Origin of the sequence: Acinetobacter sp. NBRC 100985 (genome assembly GCF_000241225.1) — a bacterium.
Classification (GTDB): Bacteria; Pseudomonadota; Gammaproteobacteria; order Pseudomonadales; family Moraxellaceae; genus Acinetobacter; species Acinetobacter venetianus.
Genome location: NZ_BAEB01000021.1, coordinates 300,135 through 325,826, shown reverse-complemented (window position 1 = coordinate 325,826; position 25,692 = coordinate 300,135). Strand labels below are relative to the sequence as shown.

The following is a 25,692-nucleotide window of genomic DNA, read 5'->3' as shown; positions in this document are numbered from 1 at the left end:
TTATAGATATGGTCGGATACCACGTTGATTCAATCCAACCTTTTTACGAACACGTGTCTGGTTTTCATTCAACAAAGCCTCTAGCAGACCACTTAAATTTTGCTCATTAATCATCGAGGGAGTAAATTCTTCACAACCTATACGATTAAAAAAAATGTCTACTTTTGAACTTTTTTGAACGTATTTCATTGACCAACTTTTAAAGTTGTATTTATCAATATTTTTGACCTCAAATTCAATGATATTGTTATGCCTGAAGTCTTTTTTAATACTTTCGAATAATGGCAAAACGATAAAATCCTCTCCTTCTAAGCATTGAAAGAATGCATTATTCGCATAATACAAAACACCAAAGACGAGATGTTTAGAGTTAAATTCTCTAGCTATAGACAAGATATCACTTAAATCATCTATCAAATCATTTGCATGACCTTGTCGCAGGCTTGCATAGCACAACTGGATTTTCATTTATTTCTCGTATGTACAATGCGGGAGTGGAATTTTGAATAAGCTTTATTAGAAAACTTAAAAAACAGGATACATATTTTTGTTTTATAAAGCTATTTTTAATTTCAAATTTATTTTGTATACTAAAAATAGCACCTATGTTAAGAATTATTAATGATCTTTTGTTGAAATTTAACAGATTAAATACAAGATACTGATATTTAACAATATTAATAAAATATAGCATTAACATTTTGACCAATTTTTAATCAAATGTAAGAAATTTCTCATAGTTATGTAAGCCAAAGATTATACCGATATTTTTTTGAATACTTATAATTTTCTCATACACCAAGCTTTTGATAATCCATTATTTTTCATTAAGTTTAAAATGATTAGCCATGATAATTTTAGACGAAAAATCAAACATAAAGGCTTATTTAAAACAAAGTGTATTCCCTAATCCCCCTTTAAGATGAGGCCCTTATATGTGGGGATTTTTTTATGCTTTAAAACAGAGGAATAAGAATGAATATCTTCAAAAATCTTTTTATTTTTGCTTTCTCAGTTGTAATAATTTTTCTCGTTATTATATTTTTTGATAAGCTCGGAATGAATAAAAACTTTAATTTATTCTTTTCTTCATTCTTATATTCAGTCTTCATCTCATTGTATTTTAAAAATACATTCATCAGCTTGATGTGCTTTTTTGTATTTTATTCCCTTCTATTTGTACTAAGTAACTCATTGGAAGTTCTGCTGATGCTTTTAACTTCACTTTCAACACTTACTTTAATCAATCTCGCTTTACCAAAACTAAAAAACGAACCAGATGTCATTCATATCCCAATGGGATAAGTCCAAAAGCATTTGAGACAGCTTCAAAATGAGGCTGTCTCGTGTCTGTCTAGCATATTGAGACAGTCAATACGTTGGATGTCACCTAATTTCCACCTAGAACATAAAGGATATAGTTAGCGAGCCTTTATCTATCGAAATCGCTCTAATACAGTAGAAGCTTCAATCAAGGCTTCATAAAAAGTGAAAATAAAACAACAGACGATAAAAAAGCCCACCTAATGTGAGCTTTTTTATTGTGATCTAATGCCTTAGATCACAGTAATTGTTTTAGCTACTGGCCCTTTCTGCCCCTCACCTAACGTAAATGTTACGCGTTGCCCTTCTTGTAGTGCTCGAAAGCCTTTACTTTGGATTTCACTAAAATGGGCAAACACTTCTTGGCCAGAATCAGATTGAATAAATCCAAATCCTTTCTTTTCATTGAACCATTTTACTGTACCATTGATTGTTTCACTCATGCCTGCTGTACCTTCAAATATCTTGTTTGAATATAAATAAAATTAGACCGTGATGCTTTCAATCAGCCTATTTTCATTTAATAAGTACTACAGCTATGTGAAATTTTTATGTCAATCGATAAAGCTGATTCACCGAAGTATAGAAGCTATTTCCATCTAAATTAAAGTCAATTTCTTGACCAGACTCTAGTAGAACTTTTTTCCCAACTTCAACCCATTTAAAACCTTCCAACGTATTTTGTTGACGTTTAAGTGGGATAATTTGTACAGATATTTCATTGCCATTCACGGCTTTGGCTATACGCCATTCATTGATAATTTTCACGACAGAATCACTCATTACTGAGCTCAAGTGATCGATTTTGATTTACTACAAGATTAGACAAATGAGAGAGGATAACAACATTTCTAGAATCTAATAATTTTAGCTTTATTTAGGGTTATTTAAGCTAATTTCATTGCCAAAGTGATTATGACCATCAGCAATATTTAAAACATCACAGAGCAAAATTCAAATAAATAAATTGGTAGCGGGAGCTGGATTTGAACCAACGACCTTCGGGTTATGAGCCCGACGAGCTACCAGACTGCTCCATCCCGCACCAGAGGTTATGCTTTATACGCCTATAATTTCGATTAATCAAGCTTTTCACTAAAAAAATGCAAATTTAGTATATTTTACACCCAAAACCTTTAAATTGACGCTAAAAAACACTTTCCAAGTCTTTTGATTTTCCTCTCTCAAAAAGTACTTTTTGATAAAAAAATTACAATGAAAATAAAAAGTAGAAAAATAAAAAACTCGGATTAAATATCCGAGTTTTTTTATAGTCAACAACCTATTTTCATCTAAGTTAATGTGGTGCAGGTCCACCTGAGATCGGTTTCGGTTTTGGACTCAACCAAATGAATGCACTCGCAAATATAAATACCAATGCCAAAAGCATAAATACATGGTTGGCTGATATGGTAATTGCCTCTTTATCGACTAAATTCGCAATCACACCCAGTGTTGCATCTGGAGAGAATCCATTTTGAAGCAAGCTATTTTGTACTTCTTGTGGATGTAAAGAATTAACCATTTCACTACGCGCCACTTTGGTATGATCATCCCAAATTGTCACTGCAATCGATGCACCAATAGCCCCTGCCATGGTCCGTAAAAAGTTCATCAAACCTGCGGCAGAAGCCATTTCTGATGGTAATACCGATCCCATTGCAATATTCGACAGCGGAATAAAGAAAAACGGTACAGCAAAGCCCTGCAAAATCTGCGGCCATGCCAAGGCCATAAAGTCTGCATCGGTCACCCAAAACATACGCATGACGGTAACAACACCGAGCAAAGCTAAACCAAAACTTGCCAATGCTCGTGGATCGTATTTCGTTGCCAGTTTCGCAACGATAGGCGACATGGTTAAACTACCAAATCCCATCGTGGCGGTGAGATAACCTGCCCATGTTGCGGTATAACCCAAATTGATCTGTAACCATTGCGGGATCAAGACAATACTGCCAAAGAATGAGCCAAAGCCAAAAGCCAGTGCGAGCACAGAAACTGCAAATCCCCGATGCCTAAATACATAGAGATTGACCACAGGATGCTTCTCAGTCAGCTCCCATATCATAAACACGATAAAGCCAACAACAGCGATCAGAGCAAGCATAATAATGCTGCTGCTATTGAACCAATCCCGCTCATGCCCAAGATCAAGCATGAGTTGCAATGCGCCAATCCACAACACCAATAAGCCCAAGCCAATGGCATCAATACGTAATTTTTCAGTTTTGGTTTCAGCAACAGATAGCAAGCGTATCGCAGCTAAAACACAGAAAATACCAACAGGAATGTTAATAAAGAAAATCCAGTGCCACGACAAATTATCACTGATTAAGCCACCCAAAATCGGGCCTAAAATTGGGCCAACGACAGTGGTCATTGCCCACATTCCCATGGCTTGTGAATGTTTTTCTGGAGGGAAAATACGCATGAGCAAGGTTTGACTGAGTGGCATCAGTGGACCACCACAAAGCCCTTGACCTATACGGAAAAATACCAACGTTTCCAGTGAGGTCGCTAAACCACAGAGGAATGAAAAAATAGTGAAACCAATCAGTCCAAAGACAAAGACCCGAACAGTCCCAAAACGTCCAGCCAACCAGCCAGTTAAAGGAACACAAATTGCTTCAGCCACAGCATAGGACGTAATAACCCAAGTCCCTTGTGAACTTGAAACAGCTAAGTTCCCTGTGATGTGGGGTACAGATACATTGGCAATGGTGGTATCTAAGACCACCATAAAGTTTGAGAGTGCGATAACAAATGCTGCAAGCAGTAATCGGCCACCACTCAGTTCTGCAAAAGGTGTTTGCGTTTTCATGGCTAATTACTTCGATGCAAGGTCAATATCCGCTTCCATCGACAAGCCGACACGCAGTGGATGTTCAGCAAGCTCTTTTGGATCTAGAGAAATACGTACAGGTAAACGCTGTACGACTTTAATCCAGTTACCAGTTGCGTTCTGAGCCGGAATCAAAGCAAATGCTGCACCTGTACCGCCAGAGAAGCCCTGAACAACACCATGGTAAACAACATCATCACCGTATAAATCAGATTTGAGTGTAACTTTCTGCCCTGCTTTTACTTTCGCAAGTTGGCTTTCTTTATAATTCGCATCAACATAAAGCGCAGCAACAGGAACCACTGACATCATCACTGTACCGGGCGCTACACGCTGTCCAATCTGGATATTTTTACGTGTTACAACACCATCGACTGGTGCTCTGATCACAGTACGATCTAAGTCCAATTTAGCTTGTTCAACATGGGCTTGAGCAACCAAAACATCAGGCGTAGATGATTCATTGACTCCTTGAATCAATGCTTCATTTGCGGCCAAAGTACTTTCAGCTGCTTTACGGCTTGACGTAGCCTGAGCCAATCCAGCCTGCGCTAAATCCAAACTTGCTTTTGCTGTTGATACAGCACTTTGTGCTTTACTTAATTCTTCTTTTGAAATTGCGCCAGAAGCTGCCAGTTCATTACGGCGTTTTAATTCTAGCGTTGCACGATCAAAATCAGCTTGTGCTTTAGTTACCTGCGCTTGGGCACTAGTGATTTCATCATTACGAACCACAACTTGCGAGTTAAGTGAGCTGCTGTTTGCCTGACTCTGTTTGTATTGACGTTGCGCTTTTGCCAATTCAGCTTGAGCTTGTGCCAATTGAATTTTGGCATCACGCTCATCAATGCGAACCAGTACATCACCCTTTTTCACTTGTTGTGTATCTTTAACCAATACATCAGCAACTTGACCATTCACCATCGAAGTGATTTGTGCAGTTTCCGCCCCTACATAAGCGTTATCTGTGGCCACAGAATGGTTAAAGAAAATCGCCCAAATGCCATACAAAATTGCTGCAAGAATAAGAATGAGTGCAAAAAATCCTAAAAACTTTTTACGTTTTGCTTTCATTGCATCATCTGATGCCGAATTTAAAGCAGCATCTTGTTGATTCGCTTGGGCGTCACTCATAAGTTATTCCTGAAAATTAAAGAAAATTTTAACTTTTGGTTTAATCAGCCGATCAGTCTATTTTTAAAAACTTAACCGAATGTTAAAACCATAGATCAAAATTCGAGCAAAAAATTTAAAAGCATTCTAACGACAAAAAATCACATAGCGAGAATAAAAAAATAACTGGTGCGTTCAATTCTTATATTTTGATAATTATTTTCGGCAAAACTTATATACAAATATAAAAAAAGCGTCTGAGACGCTTTAATTATTGGTCTATTTTTTTAAAATGCATATGAAGCGATTGCTGTTGCAATTGGTTTCCCTTCATCATTGACCATCGTCATTCTCATCGTGCAACCTTTACGTCCTAAACGTAAAGTTTCTGCTCGAGCAATAAAATATTTTCCACGACCCGGCGCAAGATAATCCACACGCATATCAACTGTCGCCAAACGTGACACTTTTTTGATGGTATCGGGTAAATCCTCAGGTGTTGCACGGCGATAGAGCTGTTCCATAGCAACCACACCACCAATGCTATCTAACATTGTTGCAGCAACTCCACCATGTAGAATTTGAAATGCGACATTCCCGACCAACTCAGGCTGCATTTCAAAATATCCTTCGATCTGATCATCAACGACACGCATGACCATGCCACTGTACTTAAAAAAAGGACAGGCATTAAATGCTTTACAAAGCTGCTTCAAGACCACGTCATGATCTGCCTTTGCACCTAATTGAATATTTCCAGTCCAGTTTCTCTTTACATCATTCATACGCTGCTAACATCCAAGGGAACGATAAATGCCCCATTATTTTGCACAAACTTTAAAATATGGGGCTACAATAGCTAGGTTTTTCAATTGATCTAAGCCGCTAAGTTTTCTCCCCTAGCATGACTTAAATGATTCAATTATTCCTATAGTGTAATACTGAACATCGAGATTGTTATGACTTATACGTTCAATCGCCCAGCTTTCCCAGCGACGCGCATGCGCCGTATCCGTAAAAATGACCAACTTCGTGCCATGGTCAGTGAAACACAACTCACAGCAAATCACCTGATTTATCCAGTATTTGTATTACCGGGACAGCAACAAACGCAAGACATTCCAAGCATGCCAAATGTGCAACGCTTATCAGCTGACTTGCTGTTAAAAAAAGCAGAAAGCTTATTGGAACTGGGCGTATCAAAGCTTGCATTATTTCCAGTCACGCCACAAGAAGACAAAAGCCTAACAGCGGAAGCGGCATGGGATGAAAATGGTTTAGTACAAACAACCTGTCGCTTACTAAAAAAAGAATTGCCAGAAATGGTACTCATTACTGATGGTGCACTTGATCCTTATACAACACATGGTCAGGACGGTATCATTGATGATACAGGTTATGTACTTAATGACGAAACAGTTGAATGCCTCGTAAAGCAAGCACTTAGCCATGCAGCTGCGGGTGCAGATGTTGTTGCACCAAGTGATATGATGGATGGTCGCATTGGTGCGATTCGCCAAGCACTTGAGCAGAATAATTTTATTTATACCAATATCATGGCGTATTCAGCTAAATATGCCTCAAGTTTCTACGGCCCATTCCGTGATGCAGTTGGTTCTGCTAGCAACCTAAAAGGCGGCAATAAATATAATTACCAAATGGATGTCGGCAACCGTGCAGAAGCACTGCATGAAATCGCCCTTGATATTCAAGAAGGTGCAGACATGGTGATCGTCAAACCCGGTATGCCTTATTTAGATATTGTCCGTGAAGTAAAAGATACTTTTGGTGTGCCAACTTTCATCTATCAAGTCAGTGGTGAGTACGCCATGCTTGCGGGTGCGATTCAAAATGGCTGGTTATCTGAAAGTGTCATTTTAGAGTCGTTAATGTGCTGCCGTCGTGCTGGTGCTGATGGGATTTGGACGTATTTCGCTGAAGATGCAGCGCGTAAACTGAAAGAGATGAAATGATTGATCTGATTTTGGTATAAAACCTCATACTGAAATTGGATACTCGGAAACGTCATCCGCAATTGGTTGAGACAGGACAACATTAAAAGAATGATGTTTCTGCGATTAACTAAACGAGTTGATGGTAAACAACGAGTTTTGCGGATGACAATGCCTTTGCTTACTTTGGGCGAAACCAAAGTAAGTCCAGCCGAAGGCTTATCCTAAAATATAATGAGAACTCGGCAAAACTCCGCCATGCATATCATTAATAGTAATTCTAAAATAGTTTAAATTAAGCTGAAATTAAACTATGACTTTGGTTTAGATTTTTATGCATATCGCCATCATTGGTGCGGGTATCAGTGGATTAATGACCGCACTAGAACTTGTTGAACAAGGCTGCTCAGTCGACATTTTTGATCAACAACAAGCAGGCCAAGCTGCTTCTTGGGCAGGTGGAGGAATCCTTTCTCCGATGTACCCTTGGCGATATGCACCAGAGGTCAATCAACTTGCTCAATATGGTAAACCCCTCTACCAAATATGGAATGAAAAGCTACTCCCTATTACAGGAATCGACTTTCAAATCCACGATACAGGCATGCTGATTTTTGATCAGGAAGATTTTAAAGTTGGTCTTGATTATGCAACTCAATTTAATGAACATATGCAACAGGCTCATTTATTAAATAGAGAAAAATTAGAACAGGTTAATCCGCATATTTCGGCACAATTTCAACAAGCGATTTATTTCCCACAACTATCCAATGTACGCAATCCACGATTATTGCAATCACTGATTCACTATTTAAAACAACATCCCCTCGTTCAATTTTTTGAACATTGTCCAATTGAAAAGCTACTGATTCAAAATCATAAAGTACAGGGCATACAACTCAATGATGGACAGCGTTTTTATGCAGACCATGTGGTACTGGCTTCAGGCGCATGGAGTCAGTATTGGCTAGAACAAGTGCAACGAGAAATTCCAGTTCATCCAGTTCAAGGACAAATGCTATTATTCAAAACACCCGAAAACTGGTTACCTACCATGTGCATGAATCGTGTGATGTATCTGATTCCTCGCCAAGATGGGCATATCGTATGTGGCTCAAGCATGGCGGAAGTTGGTTTTGATACCAACACAGATATGTCGACGCAACAGAATATTTTAGACGCTTGCTTAGAAATGGTGCCCGAACTTGCGCAGTTCCCGATTGTAAAGCGTTGGGCTGGTCTACGCCCAAGCTCGCCTAGAGGGATTCCATATATTGGTAAAATGCCTGATATCGAAAACCTTTGGGCAAACTTTGGACATTTTCGCAACGGACTATGTATGGGTTCTGGCTCTGCCCTTTTACTACGCCAATTGATTTTAGAACAAAATACCATTGTCAATCCCAGCGCCTATTCACCTAGCCGCTTAGAAAAAACATTATTGATGACGAGTTAAAATGTCTTTGAGGGCTGATTCAAGCGTTGGGTATTGGAATTGAAAACCATACTCAACCAAAGCTTTGGGTTCAACAAATTGACCATTTAAAATCAATTGAGACTGTTCACCTAACATCAATTCAAAAATACATTTTGGCATTGGCAGCAGTGGCTTACGCTTTAAAATTTTTGCCGCAACTTTTACAAATTGCTGCTGATTTGATTGCTCAGGTGCAACCAAATTATAGACTTTTTGTGCTTGATCAGATGTGAATAAAAATTCGATTGCGCTTAGCACATCTTGGATATGAATCCATACAATCGGCTGTCTTCCAGATGCAATTCGTCCCACTGTATTTAAACGAATGGGCAGTAACATTTGCGGCAGAATTCCACCATGACCAAACACAACCCCCAAACGAATGATTTTGGTGTTTTGTGCAGTGAATTTGAGCGCCATTTGCTCCCATTTTTGGCAAAGTTCAGACATAAATATCGCTTGGGGCGGTGTATTTTCATCGCAACTCACCATCCATCGCTCATTTGGATCAATGCCATAATAACCAATTGCAGAACCAGAAATAATGCACTTGGGGAAGATTTGATGTACATCTAGCCATTCATACAGCTTTTGCGTCATTGCAACACGGCTTTCAATCAGCTGTTGTTTACGACTTTCAGTCCAACGCTTAGCGCCAATATTCTCCCCTGCCAGATTTACAACATAATCAATTTGTGTCGTCTCTATTTGCTCAAAATGATTCACCCAATACAGATCAGGATGATCCGATGATTTATTCCTTTGCCGCGTCAATGCGATGACTTTATATTGTCTTTCCAATAAATAAGCTAAAAGATGGGAACCTATGAAACCACTTGCTCCCGTTACCAATACAGTCAATTTTTGCATCTCACGACCTATCAAAAATTATGTGTATTTGTAGTCTTAGCAAAATAAAAGTGAATTACAAGTGAACTTTTTTAGTGCGTATTAAACATCTTGTTCGCCATTCGTTGAGCTTGTGGGCCATAAAACCAAAAAGTAATCAAAAATAATGGAACGGCAATGACGAACCACGTGGCTAAAACCGTCAATAAAAATGCAGGTTGTTTTAAATACAATAAAAAGTTCTGCCAAATTTCAGGGTCTTTACGTGCAAAGATAAATAAACCAAGCAATAAACCACAAGCGTTATACCCCCAAAAGATCAAAGTAAAGCCCAGCGTTAATCGTTTTTTCTCTTGTGGTGTTGGTGCTCGACGCTGTTTTTTTAGAAATCTGAATAAAACAAAAATAATCGCAATCAAATAAGGAATCGCTGTTAACACACCGCCTACACTATTCGGTAAAATTGCAGCCAAGATACCAGCTATCAAAGTTGCAAGCAGACAAATAATAAAAAACCAAATATAGTACAAACGCAATGAAATCATAAAGATAAACCTAATAGAATCGGCTTTGGAAAATAATTATAAATTTTTTTCTCTTTTTTTTCATTTTTATGTCAACCAATCCTCATCGAGCAGCGTTATATAGGATACAAGGTCGCAGCAACCGAATGTTCATTGCACGGCATCCGCAATATTTTTCGGTGACCTTTCATTATGACTCTCCATCTTTGGCAAAGGTTTTGTTAGCAGCCAAAACCTTTAATAAAGATTTTGACCGACGATTTCTCATCACTCGAATCGTCGGTTTTTATTTTTATCATCAACAAAAATAACAAGGATAAAAATATGAATCATCTTATTTATTTTGAAATTCAGTCTTCAGATCCAAAGCGTGACATTCATTTTTATCAATCTGTATTTGATTGGCACTTCGAAAAAAATGAGGGGCTTCCAATTGAATATTATCGTATCGAAACAGATGGAATTCACGGTGGTCTATTACAACGTCCTGTTGCCATACCACCTATGGAATGTGGTACCAATGCCTTTACTTGCTCCATTCAAGTTGAAAACTTTGATGAAACGGCAAATAAAATCTTAAGTTTAGGCGGTACTGTTGCTATGCCAAAATTTGCGATTCCAAATCGTTGCTGGCAAGGCTATTTTCTCGATTTGGATCACAATGTATTTGGGATTTGCGAGGTCGATGAAAATGCCAAATAAACCTGTCACCCCAATATGTTATATGACGAATCAGAAAAATTTAAAATTCATTTTCCTTTAAAATCAGGTAATCGTCTTTCAAGCATAGCCCTTACACCCTCTTGGGCATCTTGAGATGAAAATAACGGTTTGAGATAACTATCCATTTTCTGAAATGCAAACATCTGTCCTTCGGTTACAGCATCGGTTGCTGATGCCAATAAGGCCTGTACTGCCAAAGGTGCGGCAATACAAATTTCTTGAGCTACCTCGATAGCGCGATCTAGCTGTTTACCTTTTTCAACGATCTCCGAAAGCAAATTAAGTTTATCTGCTGTTTGAGTGTCAAAGGTCTTACCCGTTAACAAATATGGCATCGCTTTTTGCCAGCCTGCTGCTTGTACAAATCTTACCGTCGCTCCACCAAATGGCATAATTCCACGTAATACTTCAAGCTGTCCAAATATGGTGTCTTCACTTGCAATCACTACATCAGCATTGAGCATTAACTCAACGCCTGCGGTATAACAAAAGCCTTGTACGGCGACAACAATAGGTTTCGTTCTATGTCGTCCACTCACACCCCAAGGATTTACTTGACCTTCCTCAAAATTAAAAATTCCTTGTGGAATTTTCGGTTGTAATTCGACCAGATCTAAACCCGCCGTGAAATGATCACCATGTGCAAAAATCACGGCGCAACGCAATTCAGGATTATTTTCATATTCAGTTAAGGCTAGGGATAAATCGGCAATCATATGACTGTCAAAAGCATTACGCTTTGCGACCCGATCTAAGCCGATCAACATAATATGTCCCATTATTTCTCGGCTTACTTTTCCTAAGCTCATTTTATTTTCCTCTTTGTAATCATCATCTCGGTAATAAACTAATTGATGGTTTAAATATCTTCAATGTATGTCTTGTAGATTTTTTGGCTTAAACACAACTCTTTTTTTGATTTAATTAAAAGTAGTTCAATCATCATATTTTAGGTATTTTTGCATTGATTAGGAAAATGAATAAACAGTGATTTTTTTTAATACAAACTTCATTAGATACTGATTTAATTTAGCTTTTCAAAATTTAGCTCGATAAAATCAATATAAAAATATGTCTGAATTCTCAAACTAAACGGATCAACTTTTAACTTCGCCTGACCATTTCAACCATGTGCACTGATTTGTCGCATCATCATTTTGACGTTATTATAGTCAATATGAAGAAAATGATGTCGAGCAAAGCACACACTTATTCTTATAGATTCAAACGCATTATCATCTATCAATGATGTTATACGAACCCTCTATCGACTTAAAAAATTTAAGAAAAATATCGAAAGGAATGGTTTTGTATGACTTCCACAACAGAAACAAAAGGATTTTTTAAAACAGCAATCTTACTTCCTGTTTTTATTCCAGCCGTTATCGTTATTGTCTTCGTGCTATTTGGAACAATCAGTAATCCAGAATTAGCAGGTCAATTTTTCTCAGAAGTTCTTAACTATGTAACCCATACTTTTGGTTGGTTCTACATGTTAGCCGTCGCAACATTTCTTATTTTTATTGTTGGGATCGCAATGAGTAACTGGGGAAATATCAGATTAGGCCCTGATCACGCTGAGCCAGAATATAGTTTTTTATCATGGTTCGCGATGCTATTTTCAGCAGGTTATGGTATTGCGCTTTTATTCTTTGGGGTGGCCGAACCTGTTTTGCATTTTAGTCAGCCACCTCAAGGGACACCAGAAAGCATAGATGCCGCCAAACAAGCCATGCAAATCGCCTATTTCCATTGGGGTTTCCATATTTGGGCCATCTATGGCGTGGTTGGCTTATCACTTGCCTATTTCACTTTTCGTCATGGCCTACCACTGGCGATGCGCTCAACGCTATTTCCCTTAATTGGAAATCGAATTAATGGTTGGATGGGACATACCGTCGATACCTTTGCAATTTTAGGTACTTTATTTGGGATTGCCACGACCTTAGGATTATCTGTAACGCAAATTAATACGGGGATGAATTACTTATTCCCTTCTATCCCAATTAGCACGCCTGTGCAGATTGCAACCATTTTAATTATCACGCTGTTGGCAACTTTTTCCGTTGTTGCAGGTATGGATAAAGGCATTAAGCGACTCTCCATTATTAATATTGGACTTGCTGTTGCGCTCATGTTGTTTGTATTTATTGTTGGCCCAACCTTATTTATTTTACAAACATTTGTTGAAAATACAGGGAGCTATCTCAGTAATTTAGTTGAACGCACTTTTAGTTTACAAGCCTATACCTCAAATGACTGGATCGGAAACTGGACTTTATTCATCTTTGGCTGGACGATTTCATGGGCACCATTTGTTGGTATCTTTATTGCGAAGATTAGTCGTGGACGAACCATTCGACAGTTTATTGTTGGGATCATGCTCATTCCAACCTTTTTTACATTCTTATGGTTTTCCGTCTTCGGTGATACCGCTCTGCATTTGATTATGGTCGAGGGTTATCGCTCACTGGTGCAAGATGTTCAACAAGATAAAGCAATTGCCTTATTTAAGCTCTATGAACATTTACCACTCACGTCTTTATTATCCTTTCTCAGTGTTATTTTGATTATTACTTTCTTCGTAACCTCAGCAGACTCAGGCTCATTAGTGATTGATTCCCTTGCCTCTGGCGGAGTAACCGATACTCCGATTTGGCAACGTATCTTCTGGTCGACCACACAAGGATTAATTGCTTCGGCATTACTACTTGCTGGTGGTTTAACGGCTTTACAAACGGCCTCTATTGTCAGTGCGCTGCCCTTTACCATCATTATGTTGATTGCAATTATTGGAATGTGCCGAGCCTTGGTGATTGAACAACATCGCAATGCAAGCTTAATTCATCATCAACCGACCCAACACGCCCCTGAAAAAAGTGATGACACTGAATCCTTAATTCAACGTCGTCTACACTGTCTTGTAACGTTCCCAACTCAGCACCAAGTGAGCCAATTTATCGCAACGACAGCTTATCAAAGTATGGAAGCAGTAAAACAAGGTTTCCAAGACAAAGATTGGCCATTTGAAGTGATTTACGATGAAGTCAATACGCGAGTACAACTCAGACTATCCGAACTCGATAATGTTGAATTTATCTACGAGATTAGGATGTGTGAATATACGATTCCAAGCTATATGAAAGACTTGAAGCGTAAGGAATACGCTGATCAAGAAAAATATTATCGCGCTGAGGTTTTCTTACTTCGTGGTGGTCGAGCGTATGATGTTTATGGTTTTGATCAAAGCTCTCTCATCAATGATATTTTAAATCAGTTTGAGAAATATCTTCACTTCTTGCATATTTCACCAAGCACTTTACCGTGGAAAATGGAAAGTGATATGCATCATTAATCTGACAGCAAAATGCCCTAAATTATGTAAATAATTTGGGGCTTTTATTTTTATGGTTTTGATCTTCCCTCACACATTCAGATAACACGATCCTATTTTAAGTACCAATTTATGCTACCTTATCCCTATTCAAAAATAGGGATTTTCTATTTCATGACTGTGCGTTTTTTTCATACGTCTGACTGGCATTTGGGACAGTTTTTTTATAACCACTCACGCCAATATGAACATGAACAATTTCTTGCATGGTTACTGGAACAGATCAAAATAAAACAACCGCATGCGCTACTGATCGCGGGTGATATTTTTGATGTCATCAATCCCAGCTCACAAGCACAAAAACAACTTTATCAATTCCTTGCCGATGCACATGATCTTGCGCCACAAATGCAAACTTTAATGATTGCAGGTAATCATGACTCAGGTTATCGCATCGAACAAGTTGAGCCTTTATTAGAAAAATATAATGCCAAAACCGTCGGAGTGATTCGTTGGAATCAAGACAAAAGCCTCGACTTGGAGCGTTTAATTTTACCGATTTATGATGAGCAAAAACAGATTGTGGCATGGTGTATTGCCCTACCTTTCTTGCGTTCAGCAGAAATCACTGGGTTTAATGAACACACCACCAACAGCCAAAATGCGATTGCTTATTTACATCAACAATTAATTGAAGAAGCTAAACGTCGTAAAACAGATGACCAAGCACTGATTTTAATGTCACATGCACATATGCAAGGTGGAGAAACCTCTGATTCAGAGCGACCAATTATTATTGGCAATGAAGAAGCACTTTCGACTGCTTTATTCGATGACAGTATTGATTATGTGGCTCTTGGGCATTTGCATAAACCACAGAAAGTTCAACATCCACATATTCGCTATAGCGGCTCACCGATCCCACTTTCATTTAGTGAAATCAACTACAAGCACCAAGTAGTTGATGTCACAATTGACTCAGCAAATGTTGAAAATAAATTTTCTTTTGACGCCATTGCGATTCCACGATCAATTCAGTTGCATAAAATCAAAGGCGAATTGAATGAAGTCATGCAGCGTCTTAAAAATTTACCAAATGAACCCATCGAAAACATTGACCATCGTGAATATGTCGATATCGAATACCACACCGCTACGCCACCACAACCCAATTTAAGACAACAATTTGAAGATGCGCTCCCTAAAGATCGTTATCGCTTAGTACGCATTTCAAGACAGTATTTGTCTACTGAAAACTCAACTGAAACTAAGCAAAGTGTCAATTTAGAACCACCAACACCTGAAAAGCTTTTCCAACAAATTTGGGAGAAAAAAGGATATGACAGTGATAGTGAAGTGATTAAGGACTTTATGAGCCTCGTTGCTGAAGCACAAAAACAACTAGAAGATGATCAGACTGTTTAAGGATTTGCCGTGAAAATTTTATCGATTCGACTTAAAAATTTGGCATCTCTTGCAGGTGAACATTTTATTGATTTTGAAAGCGAACCACTGGCAAGTGCAGGTTTAATTGCCATTGTCGGAAAAACCGGCGCAGGTAAATCTACACTACTCGATGCAATGTGTTTAGCTTTGTTCAATCAAATTCCTCGTCTTAAATCGAGCGATGGCAAACTGGTCGATGTTGATGGTTCAGAGCTACTGACCAATTCCCCTTTGACGGTATTACGTCGTGGGACGGGACATGGTTTTGCTGAACTGTGTTTTGTTGCTCAGGATCAAAAACATTATCAAGCACGTTGGGAAATTAAACGTGCCCGTGAAAACCCAAATGGCAAACTACAAAGTGTACAACGGTCATTAAAATGCCTGACTGATGGTGTGGTGATTGCAGATAAAACCAAAGCCGTAGAAACCCATATTCAACACATTACCCAACTCAGTTTTGAACAATTCACCCGTGCTGTGTTACTCGCGCAATCCGAAGTGACCGCATTTTTAAAAGCACGTGATAATGAACGTGGTGAATTATTAGAATATCTCACCAACTCCAGTATTTTCGCCAAGATTGGACAATTGGCTTACATCAAAACCAAAGAAATCGCTGATCAACGCAAGCAATTGGAAAATATCTTAGGTCATATTGAAATTCGTTCTGATGAAGAACTTGCTGAGCTACAAAAGCAATTCCAACACCTTCAAGAACAAACTAAAAGTTTGGAAAATGAAAAAAATCAATTCAAACAACAACAGCAATGGTTTGAGCAACGAGATAAAATCAACAATGAAATTGGATTAAAACAACAACAGTTTGATCAGCAACTTAAAGCACAAGAAACCATTGCCAAAGATCGCCAATTACTGGGTCAATTAGAACAGTTCGCTGAGATACGCCCTATTGTATTTCAACAACAACAGTTGCAAAAAACATTGCAAAAACTCACGCCACAAATTCAACAAAAGCATAATGAGTTTAGTGCCTTAACAACTCAATTTGAGCAGCAAAAAACGCGTTATACCCAAGCAGAAACAACACTCAATCAGTTTCAAGATTTCGAACAAAAGCATCAAACTGAACTGACACAAGTACGTAAATTTGTTCAAGAACGTGACTATATTGCTGAAGAATATAAAAAAACCAAAACTCGAGTGAATCAACTGGAAAGCCAGCAGCAACCACTCATTGAGCAACAACAACAGCTTGAACAAAGCATCCAAAACTTGAGTGCGCAACATACGACTTGCTTAGAACAGTTAAAATACAGTGCTCAATACGCTCCTTTAGATAAAGGTTTAAATGCCCATATTCAACAACTCAAGCAATTTATTCAGCAATATCAAAAAGTAGAAAATGCGCTCGGTTCTATTCAACAAGCACAAGCGAAACTTGAGCAAGATCAAAATACATTCGACAGTTTAATCGCGCAATTTGGCTCAACCCAACACATTGAACAGCGTATTGAGCAACAGTCGAAATTAAAAGAAGCTCAACAGCTTCGCCTTAATCAATTGGATGTAATTCAACAAAAACTTCATCATTATTTTGAATTAAAAAATGAGGTGCTTACCTCGCAAAACAAATTTGACGCTATACAAACACAATCTCAACAGCTAGAACAACGCAGCAAAAAAACTGAGCAGGATTATCATGCTGCTAAAACTGAACGTGAGAAACTACAACAGGTTTTGCAACAACAACGTCTACTGCATGCTGAAAATATTGAACATCTACGTGCTGAACTCAAACCCGGCGAAGCCTGTCTAGTCTGTGGCAGTACCGAGCATCCTTATCTTGATGATGAAAGCCAAATCTCTAAAGCGCTGTATGAACTACAGCAACAACAAGAACAACAAGCAACTCAACAAGAACAACAGCTTTTCCAGCTTTGGCAAAAAACACAACAACAATTCACCCAAAGCCATACTGAACAAACTCAATTGCAACAACAGTTACAGCAGTTGAATGAAAAATTAAAAACACATGAGCAGGTGTTACAGAAGCATGTATTACAAACGAATATTAAACTCGATTTCAATCTCAGTGAGCATGACATCACGAATAAGACGCAAACATTCGTTTTAGAGTCGACGCAGGCTCAACAACAGCTTGAAAAGGAATTACAACAACTTAACCAAGCCAATAAAGATCAGCATACGCTCAATCAAAATATTCAGAATACCCGTCATCAACTTGAGACCGTACAACACTTACAACAACAGATTCATCATATCGTGGACTGTCTCAATATAGACGATAAAACTTCTTGGTCTAAGCAAGGCGTGTCATTCTCACCACAAGTCTTACAAGCATTGCAACAACGCAGCCAACAAATAGAACATGCGGAATCACTCACCAAACAGAAAGACCAATTCGATCAGCAGCTAATTTTATTAAAGAGCAATTTGGCAGGACTTACCACCCAACAAGTTGAATGTGCACAGCAGCTAAAAGACATCGAAATTAAAGGCAAACAAAATACTGATGCTGCCAATCAACTAATCTTGACCATGACAGGTTCAACTAAAATCAAAGCCAATGAATGGTTACAACAGCATGATCAACAACGTCAGCAATTACAAAACCAATATCAGCAGTTAAAGCAGAGTTTTGAACAGGCTCGTCAAAATTTTGAACAACAGAAAAATGAACTTGAACAACTCAAATCACAACAGCAACAGAATCATGAGTCTTTGGAGCAATGTAAAACTGAAATTAACAGTTGGTTAGCTCAACATCAGAATTTTGCAGAAGATCAACTCAACGAATTACTTGCGATTTCATCAGCCCAAGAACAGCAGATTCGGAGTGCAATACAACAAGCAGATCGTACGCTCAGTGAAGCAAATTCTGCACTAAGAACTATCCAAGAACAGTTGAATACACATCTTCAATCAGAACCGAATATTCAGGTTGAACAACTCACTGAATTGATAAATACCAATCAAGAAATTTTGCAGCAAGCAACAGATCAGCGAGATCAATTAAAAGTTCAACTTGAGTTACATCAGCGTAGCATTGAGAAACAAAAAAATTTGCCGAGCAAATCCAGCAGGTTCAACAGCAAGAACATCGCTGGAATAAAATCTCTAGTCTGATTGGCGATTCAAAAGGTAAAGAATTCCGAGATTTAGCACAGCAATATAACTTGGATATTTTGCTCGAATATGCCAACCAACAATTAGCGATGTTGTCTCAACGCTATACATTAAAGCGCTTGGATAATTCGCTAAGTCTCGCCATTATCGACCATGATATGGATGGTGAAACTCGTTCTGTTGCTTCATTGTCTGGTGGTGAATCTTTCTTGACTGCCTTGGCAATTTCCTTAGCGATTGCCAATATGGCTTCTGGTTCAATGAAAATCGAATCTCTATTTATTGATGAAGGCTTTGGGACTCTAGACGCATCTTCGCTTCATATGGTCATGAATGCGCTTGATCAACTACAAAGTCAGGGACGAAAAGTGATTTTAATTTCCCATATTCAAGAAATGCATGAACGGATTCCTGTACAGATTCAGGTACAACCCATTGGTTCAGGTTCAAGTCGGGTTGAGGTAATTGGATAATATTAAAAAGCCTCGATATTCTACCGAGGCTTTTCTTAACTTTAGTTTAATATAGCTAGAAGTTAAAAGTCTTTATCTCAAATTTTTAATCGAATAGATTAAATTTAACGCTCGAAAGTAGAGCATTATTTATTTTAATTATTCTCTTTTAGCTTATTCACTAATTTAGCTTCATAATCATCTAAAGCAAGATTAGTATTTTTAATCCACATAGCCCCTGTCACAGCTTGAAGCGATTTCGTTATTTTTGTTTCAACCACAATTTTTTTTGCTGGTTCTTTGTCGTTTAAAATAGTAGTTTCTATTTCAGTATTTAATTTAGCAGCCCAGAATCCAAGCTCAACCCACGACCAAAATTTATCAATTTTCACTGAGATCACTAAATCTGCATTTTGGTAGTTTGCTTCTGATGCAGGTACAACTCGATATCCTGATTGATTTAAAGCACTGACGACTCGCTTTTCGACTGTAGAAGCTACAGTACCATCACGCAGCATAATATCTCCAAGCGCTTTACCATAACCATTTCTTTTTCTTGCTATAGCCTTTGCTTTATCGTCTGCTGTTGCTTTCTCTAATCCACCTTTTAATGAAGGAATATTTGGCGTTTTTGGTTTTTCCTCAAACACTCGATCATCTTCTACAATTTTGATAATAGCTGTTTTATTTAGATTTTCTGGTTGAGCTGTTACTTTAGGATCTGCTAGGGTTACTAATCCTCTTGTCGTAACACAACCAGAAAGGACAACAACTAACATCAACAAAGATGCCATTAAAATTCTATTCATGATATAACTCTATAAGTTTTCTAATACTAAATGAATTGAAAAATGATTTAAAAAATAAGATTGAGTAACTCAAAATCAATCTTATTTTAAAATAATTTTAATATAGTTAAAAAAGATTGCATTAAAAATTATTGCAACTCATTTTTAAACTAGACATTCTACATATTTAATTATTATCTACAATTTAATTCTAAGTATTAATTAACTTCTTTTGCCAAACAGCGCCGTCCCTATTCTTACCATGGTTGAACCCGCAGCAATTGCTGCATCCAAATCAGCAGACATACCCATACTTAAAGTATCCCAGTCTTGTGACTGTGCATGTTGAGATTTTACTTGCTCAAATAGGACTTTGGCATCTGCAAATGCAGCATGATTTTCAGGCGCAGGAATCACCATCAAACCACGCAAACGGATATTTGGAAGTCGGCTAATTTGTTTAACTAGTTCAATAACTTCTTCTGGCTGACAACCATCTTTGGAATCTTGCCCATCAATATTCACTTGTAGGCAAATATTTAACGGCGTTTGCGACTCTAAACGCTGACTCGATAAACGTTCCGCAATAATCAAACGATCAACCCCATGTACCCAGTCAAATTTTTCAGCTAAATGCTTGGTTTTATTGCGCTGCACATGTCCAATAAAATGCCATTCGATCTCTAAATCTTGTAACTCTTCTATTTTGGTCAGTGCTTCTTGTAAATAGTTCTCACCAAAACTACGCTGTCCAACGGCATACATTTCTCTAAGCGCTAAACTTGGATGTGTCTTTGACACGGCTAACAATTGCACTGTTGCAGGATCACGTTGGGCTTGCTGACAAGCTTGTTCAATTTGACTTAAAACAGATTGGCGGGATTGTTCCGATTGATTCATTGACACAGTTCTCATTTATGAAATCTTTTTTTGCGTTCGCATTCTATAAGGTGTTGGTAAGCTAGAATGAAAGCCGTATATTATTCTACAAAATAATGAGACATTTTTGATTGTTTCGGGGAAATTATGGATATTACAGAATTACTCGCCTTTTCAGTAAAAAACGGTGCTTCAGATTTACACCTTTCTGCGGGTATGCCGCCTATGATTCGTGTAGATGGTGAAGTTCGTCGTATTAACTTACCTGCATTAGAACATAAAGATGTACACCGTTTGGTGTATGACATTATGAATGACAAACAACGTCGTGATTTTGAAGAAGATCTAGAAACAGACTTTTCATTTGAAGTACCAAATATCGCTCGTTTCCGTGTGAACGCATTCAACCAAAACCGCGGTGCTGGTGCAGTATTCCGTACCATTCCTTCAAAAGTTTTAACGATGGAAGATTTAGGATTGGGATCAATTTTCAAAGAAATTTGTGACTATCCACGTGGAATTGTACTTGTAACAGGTCCAACAGGTTCGGGTAAATCAACCACCTTGGCTGCGATGATCGACTATATTAATGAAAATCGCTATGACCATATCTTAACTGTCGAAGACCCAATCGAATTTGTACACCAATCAAAAAAATGTTTGATTAACCAACGTGAAGTTCATCGTGATACACATGGATTCAATGAAGCACTTCGTTCTGCGCTCCGTGAAGACCCTGATATTATCTTGGTCGGTGAGATGCGTGATTTAGAGACCATCCGCCTCGCTTTAACTGCAGCAGAAACAGGTCACTTAGTATTTGGAACGCTACATACCACCTCAGCAGCAAAAACCATTGACCGTGTGATCGATGTCTTCCCTGCTGAAGAAAAAGACATGGTACGTGCCATGTTGTCAGAATCGTTACAAGCTGTTATTTCTCAAACACTATTGAAGAAAAATGGTGGCGGTCGTGTTGCTGCACATGAGATTATGATTGGTATTCCTGCGATTCGTAACCTTGTACGTGAAAACAAAGTTGCACAAATGTACTCAGCGATTCAGACGGGTGCTAACTATGGTATGACAACGCTAGATCAAAGCCTGAAAACCTTAGTTTCTAAGGGATTAATTAGCCCTCAAACAGCCCGTACCGTTGCTAAACAGCCTGAATCATTCCTATAAAAATAAATGGATTAGAGAAATATCATGGACTTTAATGATTTACTCAATTTGATGATTCAGCAAAATGCATCTGACTTATTTGTCACTGCTGATGTTGAACCATCAATGAAAATTAATGGTCAGATCGTACCTGTATCAAAAACTAAATTGTCTGGGGAAATTGTTGGTCAACTTATTCAGTCAGTAATGACTGATAAGCAACGTAAAGAGTTTGCAGAAACTCGTGAATGTAACTTTGCCATTACCAACCGTGAAAAAACTGCACGTTTCCGTGTGAGTGCATTTCAGCAACGTGATATGCCTGGCATGATTTTGCGTAAAATTGAAACGCACATCCCGAGCATGGAAGATTTAAAATTACCCGAAGTTCTTAAAGAACTTGCAATGACCAAACGCGGTATCATTATTTTTGTTGGCGCAACAGGTACTGGTAAATCAACTTCTTTAGCATCAATGATTGGCTTCCGTAACCATAATTCGAAAGGCCATATCATTACCATCGAAGATCCAATTGAATTTGTACACCAACATGCAGGCTGTATCATCACACAGCGTGAAGTCGGTATCGACACAGATTCATTTGAAGTCGCACTGAAGAACACCTTACGTCAAGCACCAGATGTGATTCTAATTGGTGAGATTCGTTCTCGTGAGACCATGGACTATGCTATTGCTTTCGCAGAAACGGGACACTTAGTGCTTGCAACACTACATGCGAACAATGCCAACCAAGCATTAGATCGTATTATTCACTTCTTTGAAGCAGACCGTCATAGCCAACTTTACATGGACTTGTCTCTAAACCTACGCGCGTTAGTTGCGCAGCAACTTATCCCAACGCCTGATGGTAATTCACGTCGCGCTGCAATTGAAATTTTAATTAATACTCCACTCCTTGCAGATTATATCCGCAAAGGTGAAATTCATGAGATTAAGGATCTAATGAAACGCTCGCGTGAGCTAGGTATGCAAACCTTCGACCAAGCGTTGTTTGATCTTTATAAAGCAGGTGAAATTACCTATAAAGATGCGCTTAAACATGCAGACTCTCCAAATGACTTACGTTTAACCATTAAGTTATCTGAAGAAGGTTCAGACCAATTATTGAGCGCAAGTAAAAACATTACATTTGATGGCCAATAATTAGCGCTAAGCCCATAAAAAAGGAAGGTTTTTGTAACCTTCCTTTTTATTTGTTCATTTTTAGTGAACAAGAAAATAAAGCATAATTCGCACTTATTTTTTACGATAAGCTTCTTGGCATTCTGCATCATTACAGTAGCCATATAAATTTAAAGAGTGTCCAGTTAGTGCAAATCCATGTTGATCTGCTACAGCATGTTGCTCTTTCTCGATAATATCATTAGTAAATTCAACAACTTTATTACAATTCAAGCAAACTAAATGATCGTGATGATCTTCTTGCATGATCTCAAATACAGAGTGATTATTTTCAAAGTGATGGCGCTGAATAATACCTGCAGCTTCAAATTGTGTTAAAACACGATAAACCGTAGCTAAGCCAACATCTTCACCTTGCTCAAGCAAAGTTTTATAAATATCTTCTGCACTTAAATGATGTTGTTTTGAATTTTCTAATAATTCCAAAATCTTAATACGAGGAAGGGTAACTTTAAGTCCAGCTTTGCGTAAGTCTTGATTGGAAATAGGCATGAAAAAAGGTCTCTCAACAAATCTTAAGTTGGAATAGGCAATAGAGTTTAGATGCAGTATGATCTATCCTTGAACCAAATGCATCATCATTTATCAGGATAGTGTAGCAAAATGCAAAAAATCATGCTGACGTTATTCGTCACTTCAGTACTTAGCGGTTGTTCAGTCTTTGGTGTGTATAAAGTCGATATTCCACAGGGAACTCCATTAACCAAAGCACAAGCATCTCAAGTACAAGTAGGCATGAGCTTTCAACAAGTACGTTTCTTACTTGGTAGTCCAACTGTAACAGATCCTTTGAATCCACTGCGTTGGGACTACATTTATAACTACATTCCAGGTACTTATGCTAAAAAAGCAAAAATACCAGCAGCGCATGGTCAACATTTAAAAGTTTATTTTGATGGAAATGGCATCGTAGAACGCATCGAAGGTTTAGATACTATTCCAGAATCACAACCTGGTTTACCAGCATCAAAAGAAGCCATTTTGACTGCGCCCCCACTATAACCACTTTCACATAAAAAGAAACCCCTCATTGAATTGATCATGAGGGGTTTTATTTATGAATTTGATGGTCTAAAGCGATTGCCCTTGGCAAATCTTCCTACAGGATTCTTTGCAGCACGTTTTCGCCGAATATCTTTGGGATTAATTTTTAATGCACGATAGATTTCAACACGATCACCTGCATTGAGAACAGTATCCACGTCGATCTTGCTTCCAAAAATACCCAACTGTAAGGGCTCAGGTAATGCGACCTGCTCAGCGATTCCACTTTTATGAATAGCATCTAATGCTGTCATTCCATTCATGAAATCAACAGTAATATGAAATTGCTGCTGTTCAGTTGCGAATGCAACCGATACATGCTGCTGTTTGTATTCCATTAGAAGATTTGTCCAATAACTGCCACAATTGCGACAACAATTGATAACGGCAATACTAAACGTACCGCAATACGCCATAAATTATAAAACAACTCATTACTAAAATTCATCGCTTTACGCAAATGACTGATTTTCATAATCCAACCAGCAAAAATGGCATAGATTAGACAAATAACAAGTCCCCATAACATAAGCGCAATATTAAAAAGTGATTCAACTTGTGGTACAGCCCAAACTGCAATTGCAGCGAGAATGATCAACCATTGCACAGCCATCGCCAATTGACGCTGAGCCAATTGCTCTTTGGCAAACTGAATCAATAAAGCTGCTGACGAAACAGCTGCAAAGATCCAAACAAGTGCTGGAATTTGTGCTTGTAAAGAGAAGAATCCAAAAGCAATGACAGCCAATAATTGTGCAATCCAGACAGGTAAGGCTGTAGATGTCGCAGCATCTTGTTTTTGAATATCAGCAAGGCTTGTCTGCCAATACAGCCCTAGACCTAAACCTGTCGCTACAAGCGCAAGAACAGTCGCATTGCCCCACTCTTTAAACTCAACACCAGTCCAGTGCCATGCTTGTAGATGTGTTCCCATAACATTTGCGAGAACGAACGCAGCAAGTACCCCAAGTGCAGATAAAGCAATTAAAAACTGACGAGGAATAAAAGATAATCCCACAGCAATAACAGCTAAAGCTGCAAAAATAATTTGGCTCGTAATATCTAAAGAGAACTGTTGTCCGATCAAATGCGCAGCGGTCGTTAAAACACTACCAGCAAAAAAAGGAACAAACACAACTGCCAACCACCCAACAATACGCCATTTAGGTGAAGCATCAGCATCCCGTGTCAAACTCGATAATGCTTGTAAAGCCGTCACCTTCGAGCGTTTTGCTAATGCAATTTCTAAATATCCAATTGGCAGTGCCAATAAAATCATCGTACCGAACCAAAGCAACCAAAAATCAAACTGACGATCAATTTGAATCCCTACTGTCGGTGCTAGTGTAGTGATCATGACAAATGATAAGCAAAATGCCATCACTGGAGTGAGCCAGCGTGACAGAGTTGTGTCCTGCATAATGCATTCCTTGAAAAATCTTTGAACTCATTGCGCTATATGGTG

The 25,692-nt window shown here is 38.3% G+C and carries 23 protein-coding genes, 1 tRNA gene and 1 pseudogene; 10 read left to right on the top strand and 15 right to left on the bottom strand.

The window, feature by feature from the left end:
• Positions 1–468 (bottom strand): BLUF domain-containing protein, encoded by a 468-nt coding sequence (locus ACT4_RS08095; protein ID WP_007481279.1) that lies wholly within the window; start codon positions 466–468, stop codon positions 1–3.
• A gap of 507 nt (positions 469–975) precedes the next feature.
• Here ACT4_RS08095 and ACT4_RS17510 point away from each other — a divergent pair.
• Positions 976–1,305, top strand: coding sequence for a hypothetical protein (locus ACT4_RS17510; RefSeq protein ID WP_081399764.1), 330 nt, complete (start codon positions 976–978; stop codon positions 1,303–1,305).
• Between the two features lie 251 nt (positions 1,306–1,556).
• On the opposite strand, the gene ACT4_RS08085 is transcribed toward ACT4_RS17510, so the two are convergent.
• The 6 genes from ACT4_RS08085 to ACT4_RS08060 form a co-directional block, all read right to left on the bottom strand.
• On the bottom strand, positions 1,557–1,766 hold the full coding sequence (locus ACT4_RS08085; RefSeq protein ID WP_004881013.1) for a cold-shock protein: 210 nt from the start codon (positions 1,764–1,766) through the stop codon (positions 1,557–1,559).
• 106 nt (positions 1,767–1,872) lie between these two features.
• Positions 1,873–2,106, bottom strand: coding sequence for a hypothetical protein (locus tag ACT4_RS08080; RefSeq protein ID WP_004881015.1), 234 nt, complete (start codon positions 2,104–2,106; stop codon positions 1,873–1,875).
• Between the two features lie 185 nt (positions 2,107–2,291).
• Positions 2,292–2,368 (bottom strand) — tRNA-Met (locus tag ACT4_RS08075).
• Between the two features lie 252 nt (positions 2,369–2,620).
• Positions 2,621–4,147, bottom strand: a complete 1,527-nt coding sequence (locus ACT4_RS08070) for a DHA2 family efflux MFS transporter permease subunit (protein ID WP_007481276.1) — start codon at positions 4,145–4,147, stop codon at positions 2,621–2,623.
• A 6-nt stretch (positions 4,148–4,153) separates the two neighbouring features.
• A complete protein-coding gene (locus ACT4_RS08065; RefSeq protein ID WP_007481272.1) occupies positions 4,154–5,302 on the bottom strand; it encodes an HlyD family efflux transporter periplasmic adaptor subunit in 1,149 nt (382 codons plus the stop codon).
• A gap of 266 nt (positions 5,303–5,568) precedes the next feature.
• Positions 5,569–6,066, bottom strand: a complete 498-nt coding sequence (locus tag ACT4_RS08060) for a thioesterase family protein (protein WP_007481271.1) — start codon at positions 6,064–6,066, stop codon at positions 5,569–5,571.
• A 174-nt stretch (positions 6,067–6,240) separates the two neighbouring features.
• Here ACT4_RS08060 and hemB point away from each other — a divergent pair, with 174 nt between their 5' ends.
• Entirely contained in the window at positions 6,241–7,254 is a 1,014-nt protein-coding gene (gene hemB / locus ACT4_RS08055; RefSeq protein ID WP_007481269.1) for a porphobilinogen synthase, read from the top strand.
• A 313-nt stretch (positions 7,255–7,567) separates the two neighbouring features.
• Complete coding sequence (locus ACT4_RS08050) at positions 7,568–8,689, top strand: FAD-binding oxidoreductase (protein ID WP_007481268.1); 1,122 nt, start codon at positions 7,568–7,570, stop codon at positions 8,687–8,689.
• On the opposite strand, the gene ACT4_RS08045 is transcribed toward ACT4_RS08050, so the two are convergent.
• Entirely contained in the window at positions 8,672–9,580 is a 909-nt protein-coding gene (locus tag ACT4_RS08045) for a TIGR01777 family oxidoreductase (protein ID WP_007481267.1), read from the bottom strand. The genes ACT4_RS08050 and ACT4_RS08045 overlap by 18 nt on opposite strands.
• Positions 9,581–9,651: 71 nt before the next feature.
• A complete protein-coding gene (locus ACT4_RS08040; protein ID WP_007481264.1) occupies positions 9,652–10,104 on the bottom strand; it encodes an ABZJ_00895 family protein in 453 nt (150 codons plus the stop codon).
• Positions 10,105–10,407: 303 nt separating this feature from the next.
• On the opposite strand from ACT4_RS08040, the gene ACT4_RS08030 reads away from it, so the two are divergent.
• Positions 10,408–10,785, top strand: a complete 378-nt coding sequence (locus ACT4_RS08030; RefSeq protein ID WP_007481263.1) for a VOC family protein — start codon at positions 10,408–10,410, stop codon at positions 10,783–10,785.
• 47 nt (positions 10,786–10,832) lie between these two features.
• On the opposite strand, the gene ACT4_RS08025 is transcribed toward ACT4_RS08030, so the two are convergent.
• Positions 10,833–11,615: a crotonase/enoyl-CoA hydratase family protein gene (locus ACT4_RS08025; protein WP_004881029.1), complete on the bottom strand. Its 783-nt coding sequence runs from the start codon at positions 11,613–11,615 to the stop codon at positions 10,833–10,835.
• 503 nt (positions 11,616–12,118) lie between these two features.
• Here ACT4_RS08025 and ACT4_RS08020 point away from each other — a divergent pair.
• The 3 genes and pseudogenes from ACT4_RS08020 (at position 12,119) to ACT4_RS08010 (ending at position 19,170) form a co-directional block, all read left to right on the top strand.
• Complete coding sequence (locus ACT4_RS08020; RefSeq protein WP_007481262.1) at positions 12,119–14,161, top strand: BCCT family transporter; 2,043 nt, start codon at positions 12,119–12,121, stop codon at positions 14,159–14,161.
• Positions 14,162–14,314: 153 nt separating this feature from the next.
• A complete protein-coding gene (locus tag ACT4_RS08015; RefSeq protein ID WP_034604776.1) occupies positions 14,315–15,565 on the top strand; it encodes an exonuclease SbcCD subunit D in 1,251 nt (416 codons plus the stop codon).
• A gap of 9 nt (positions 15,566–15,574) precedes the next feature.
• Positions 15,575–19,170, top strand: a pseudogene (locus tag ACT4_RS08010) (AAA family ATPase).
• A gap of 134 nt (positions 19,171–19,304) precedes the next feature.
• Here the strand turns inward: ACT4_RS08010 and ACT4_RS08005 are convergent.
• Together ACT4_RS08005 and ACT4_RS08000 are read right to left on the bottom strand one after the other, a co-directional pair.
• Positions 19,305–19,958 (bottom strand): hypothetical protein, encoded by a 654-nt coding sequence (locus tag ACT4_RS08005; protein WP_004881037.1) that lies wholly within the window; start codon positions 19,956–19,958, stop codon positions 19,305–19,307.
• A gap of 201 nt (positions 19,959–20,159) precedes the next feature.
• Entirely contained in the window at positions 20,160–20,837 is a 678-nt protein-coding gene (locus ACT4_RS08000) for a YggS family pyridoxal phosphate-dependent enzyme (protein ID WP_007481258.1), read from the bottom strand.
• A 126-nt stretch (positions 20,838–20,963) separates the two neighbouring features.
• Between ACT4_RS08000 and ACT4_RS07995 the strand changes: the two genes are divergently transcribed.
• Together ACT4_RS07995 and ACT4_RS07990 are read left to right on the top strand one after the other, a co-directional pair.
• Positions 20,964–22,001, top strand: coding sequence for a type IV pilus twitching motility protein PilT (locus tag ACT4_RS07995; protein ID WP_004881041.1), 1,038 nt, complete (start codon positions 20,964–20,966; stop codon positions 21,999–22,001).
• A 24-nt stretch (positions 22,002–22,025) separates the two neighbouring features.
• Positions 22,026–23,144: a PilT/PilU family type 4a pilus ATPase gene (locus tag ACT4_RS07990; RefSeq protein ID WP_004881042.1), complete on the top strand. Its 1,119-nt coding sequence runs from the start codon at positions 22,026–22,028 to the stop codon at positions 23,142–23,144.
• A 93-nt stretch (positions 23,145–23,237) separates the two neighbouring features.
• Here ACT4_RS07990 and fur read toward each other — a convergent pair whose 3' ends face one another.
• Positions 23,238–23,675: a ferric iron uptake transcriptional regulator gene (gene fur / locus ACT4_RS07985; RefSeq protein WP_004881044.1), complete on the bottom strand. Its 438-nt coding sequence runs from the start codon at positions 23,673–23,675 to the stop codon at positions 23,238–23,240.
• 111 nt (positions 23,676–23,786) lie between these two features.
• Between fur and ACT4_RS07980 the strand changes: the two genes are divergently transcribed.
• Complete coding sequence (locus ACT4_RS07980) at positions 23,787–24,185, top strand: outer membrane protein assembly factor BamE (RefSeq protein WP_004881046.1); 399 nt, start codon at positions 23,787–23,789, stop codon at positions 24,183–24,185.
• A gap of 53 nt (positions 24,186–24,238) precedes the next feature.
• Here ACT4_RS07980 and ACT4_RS07975 read toward each other — a convergent pair whose 3' ends face one another.
• Together ACT4_RS07975 and ACT4_RS07970 are read right to left on the bottom strand one after the other, a co-directional pair.
• Complete coding sequence (locus tag ACT4_RS07975; protein WP_007481251.1) at positions 24,239–24,565, bottom strand: RnfH family protein; 327 nt, start codon at positions 24,563–24,565, stop codon at positions 24,239–24,241.
• Positions 24,565–25,647: a hypothetical protein gene (locus tag ACT4_RS07970; RefSeq protein ID WP_007481249.1), complete on the bottom strand. Its 1,083-nt coding sequence runs from the start codon at positions 25,645–25,647 to the stop codon at positions 24,565–24,567. Before ACT4_RS07970 ends, ACT4_RS07975 begins: the two co-directional genes overlap by 1 nt.
• Between the last annotated feature and the right edge of the window lie 45 nt (positions 25,648–25,692).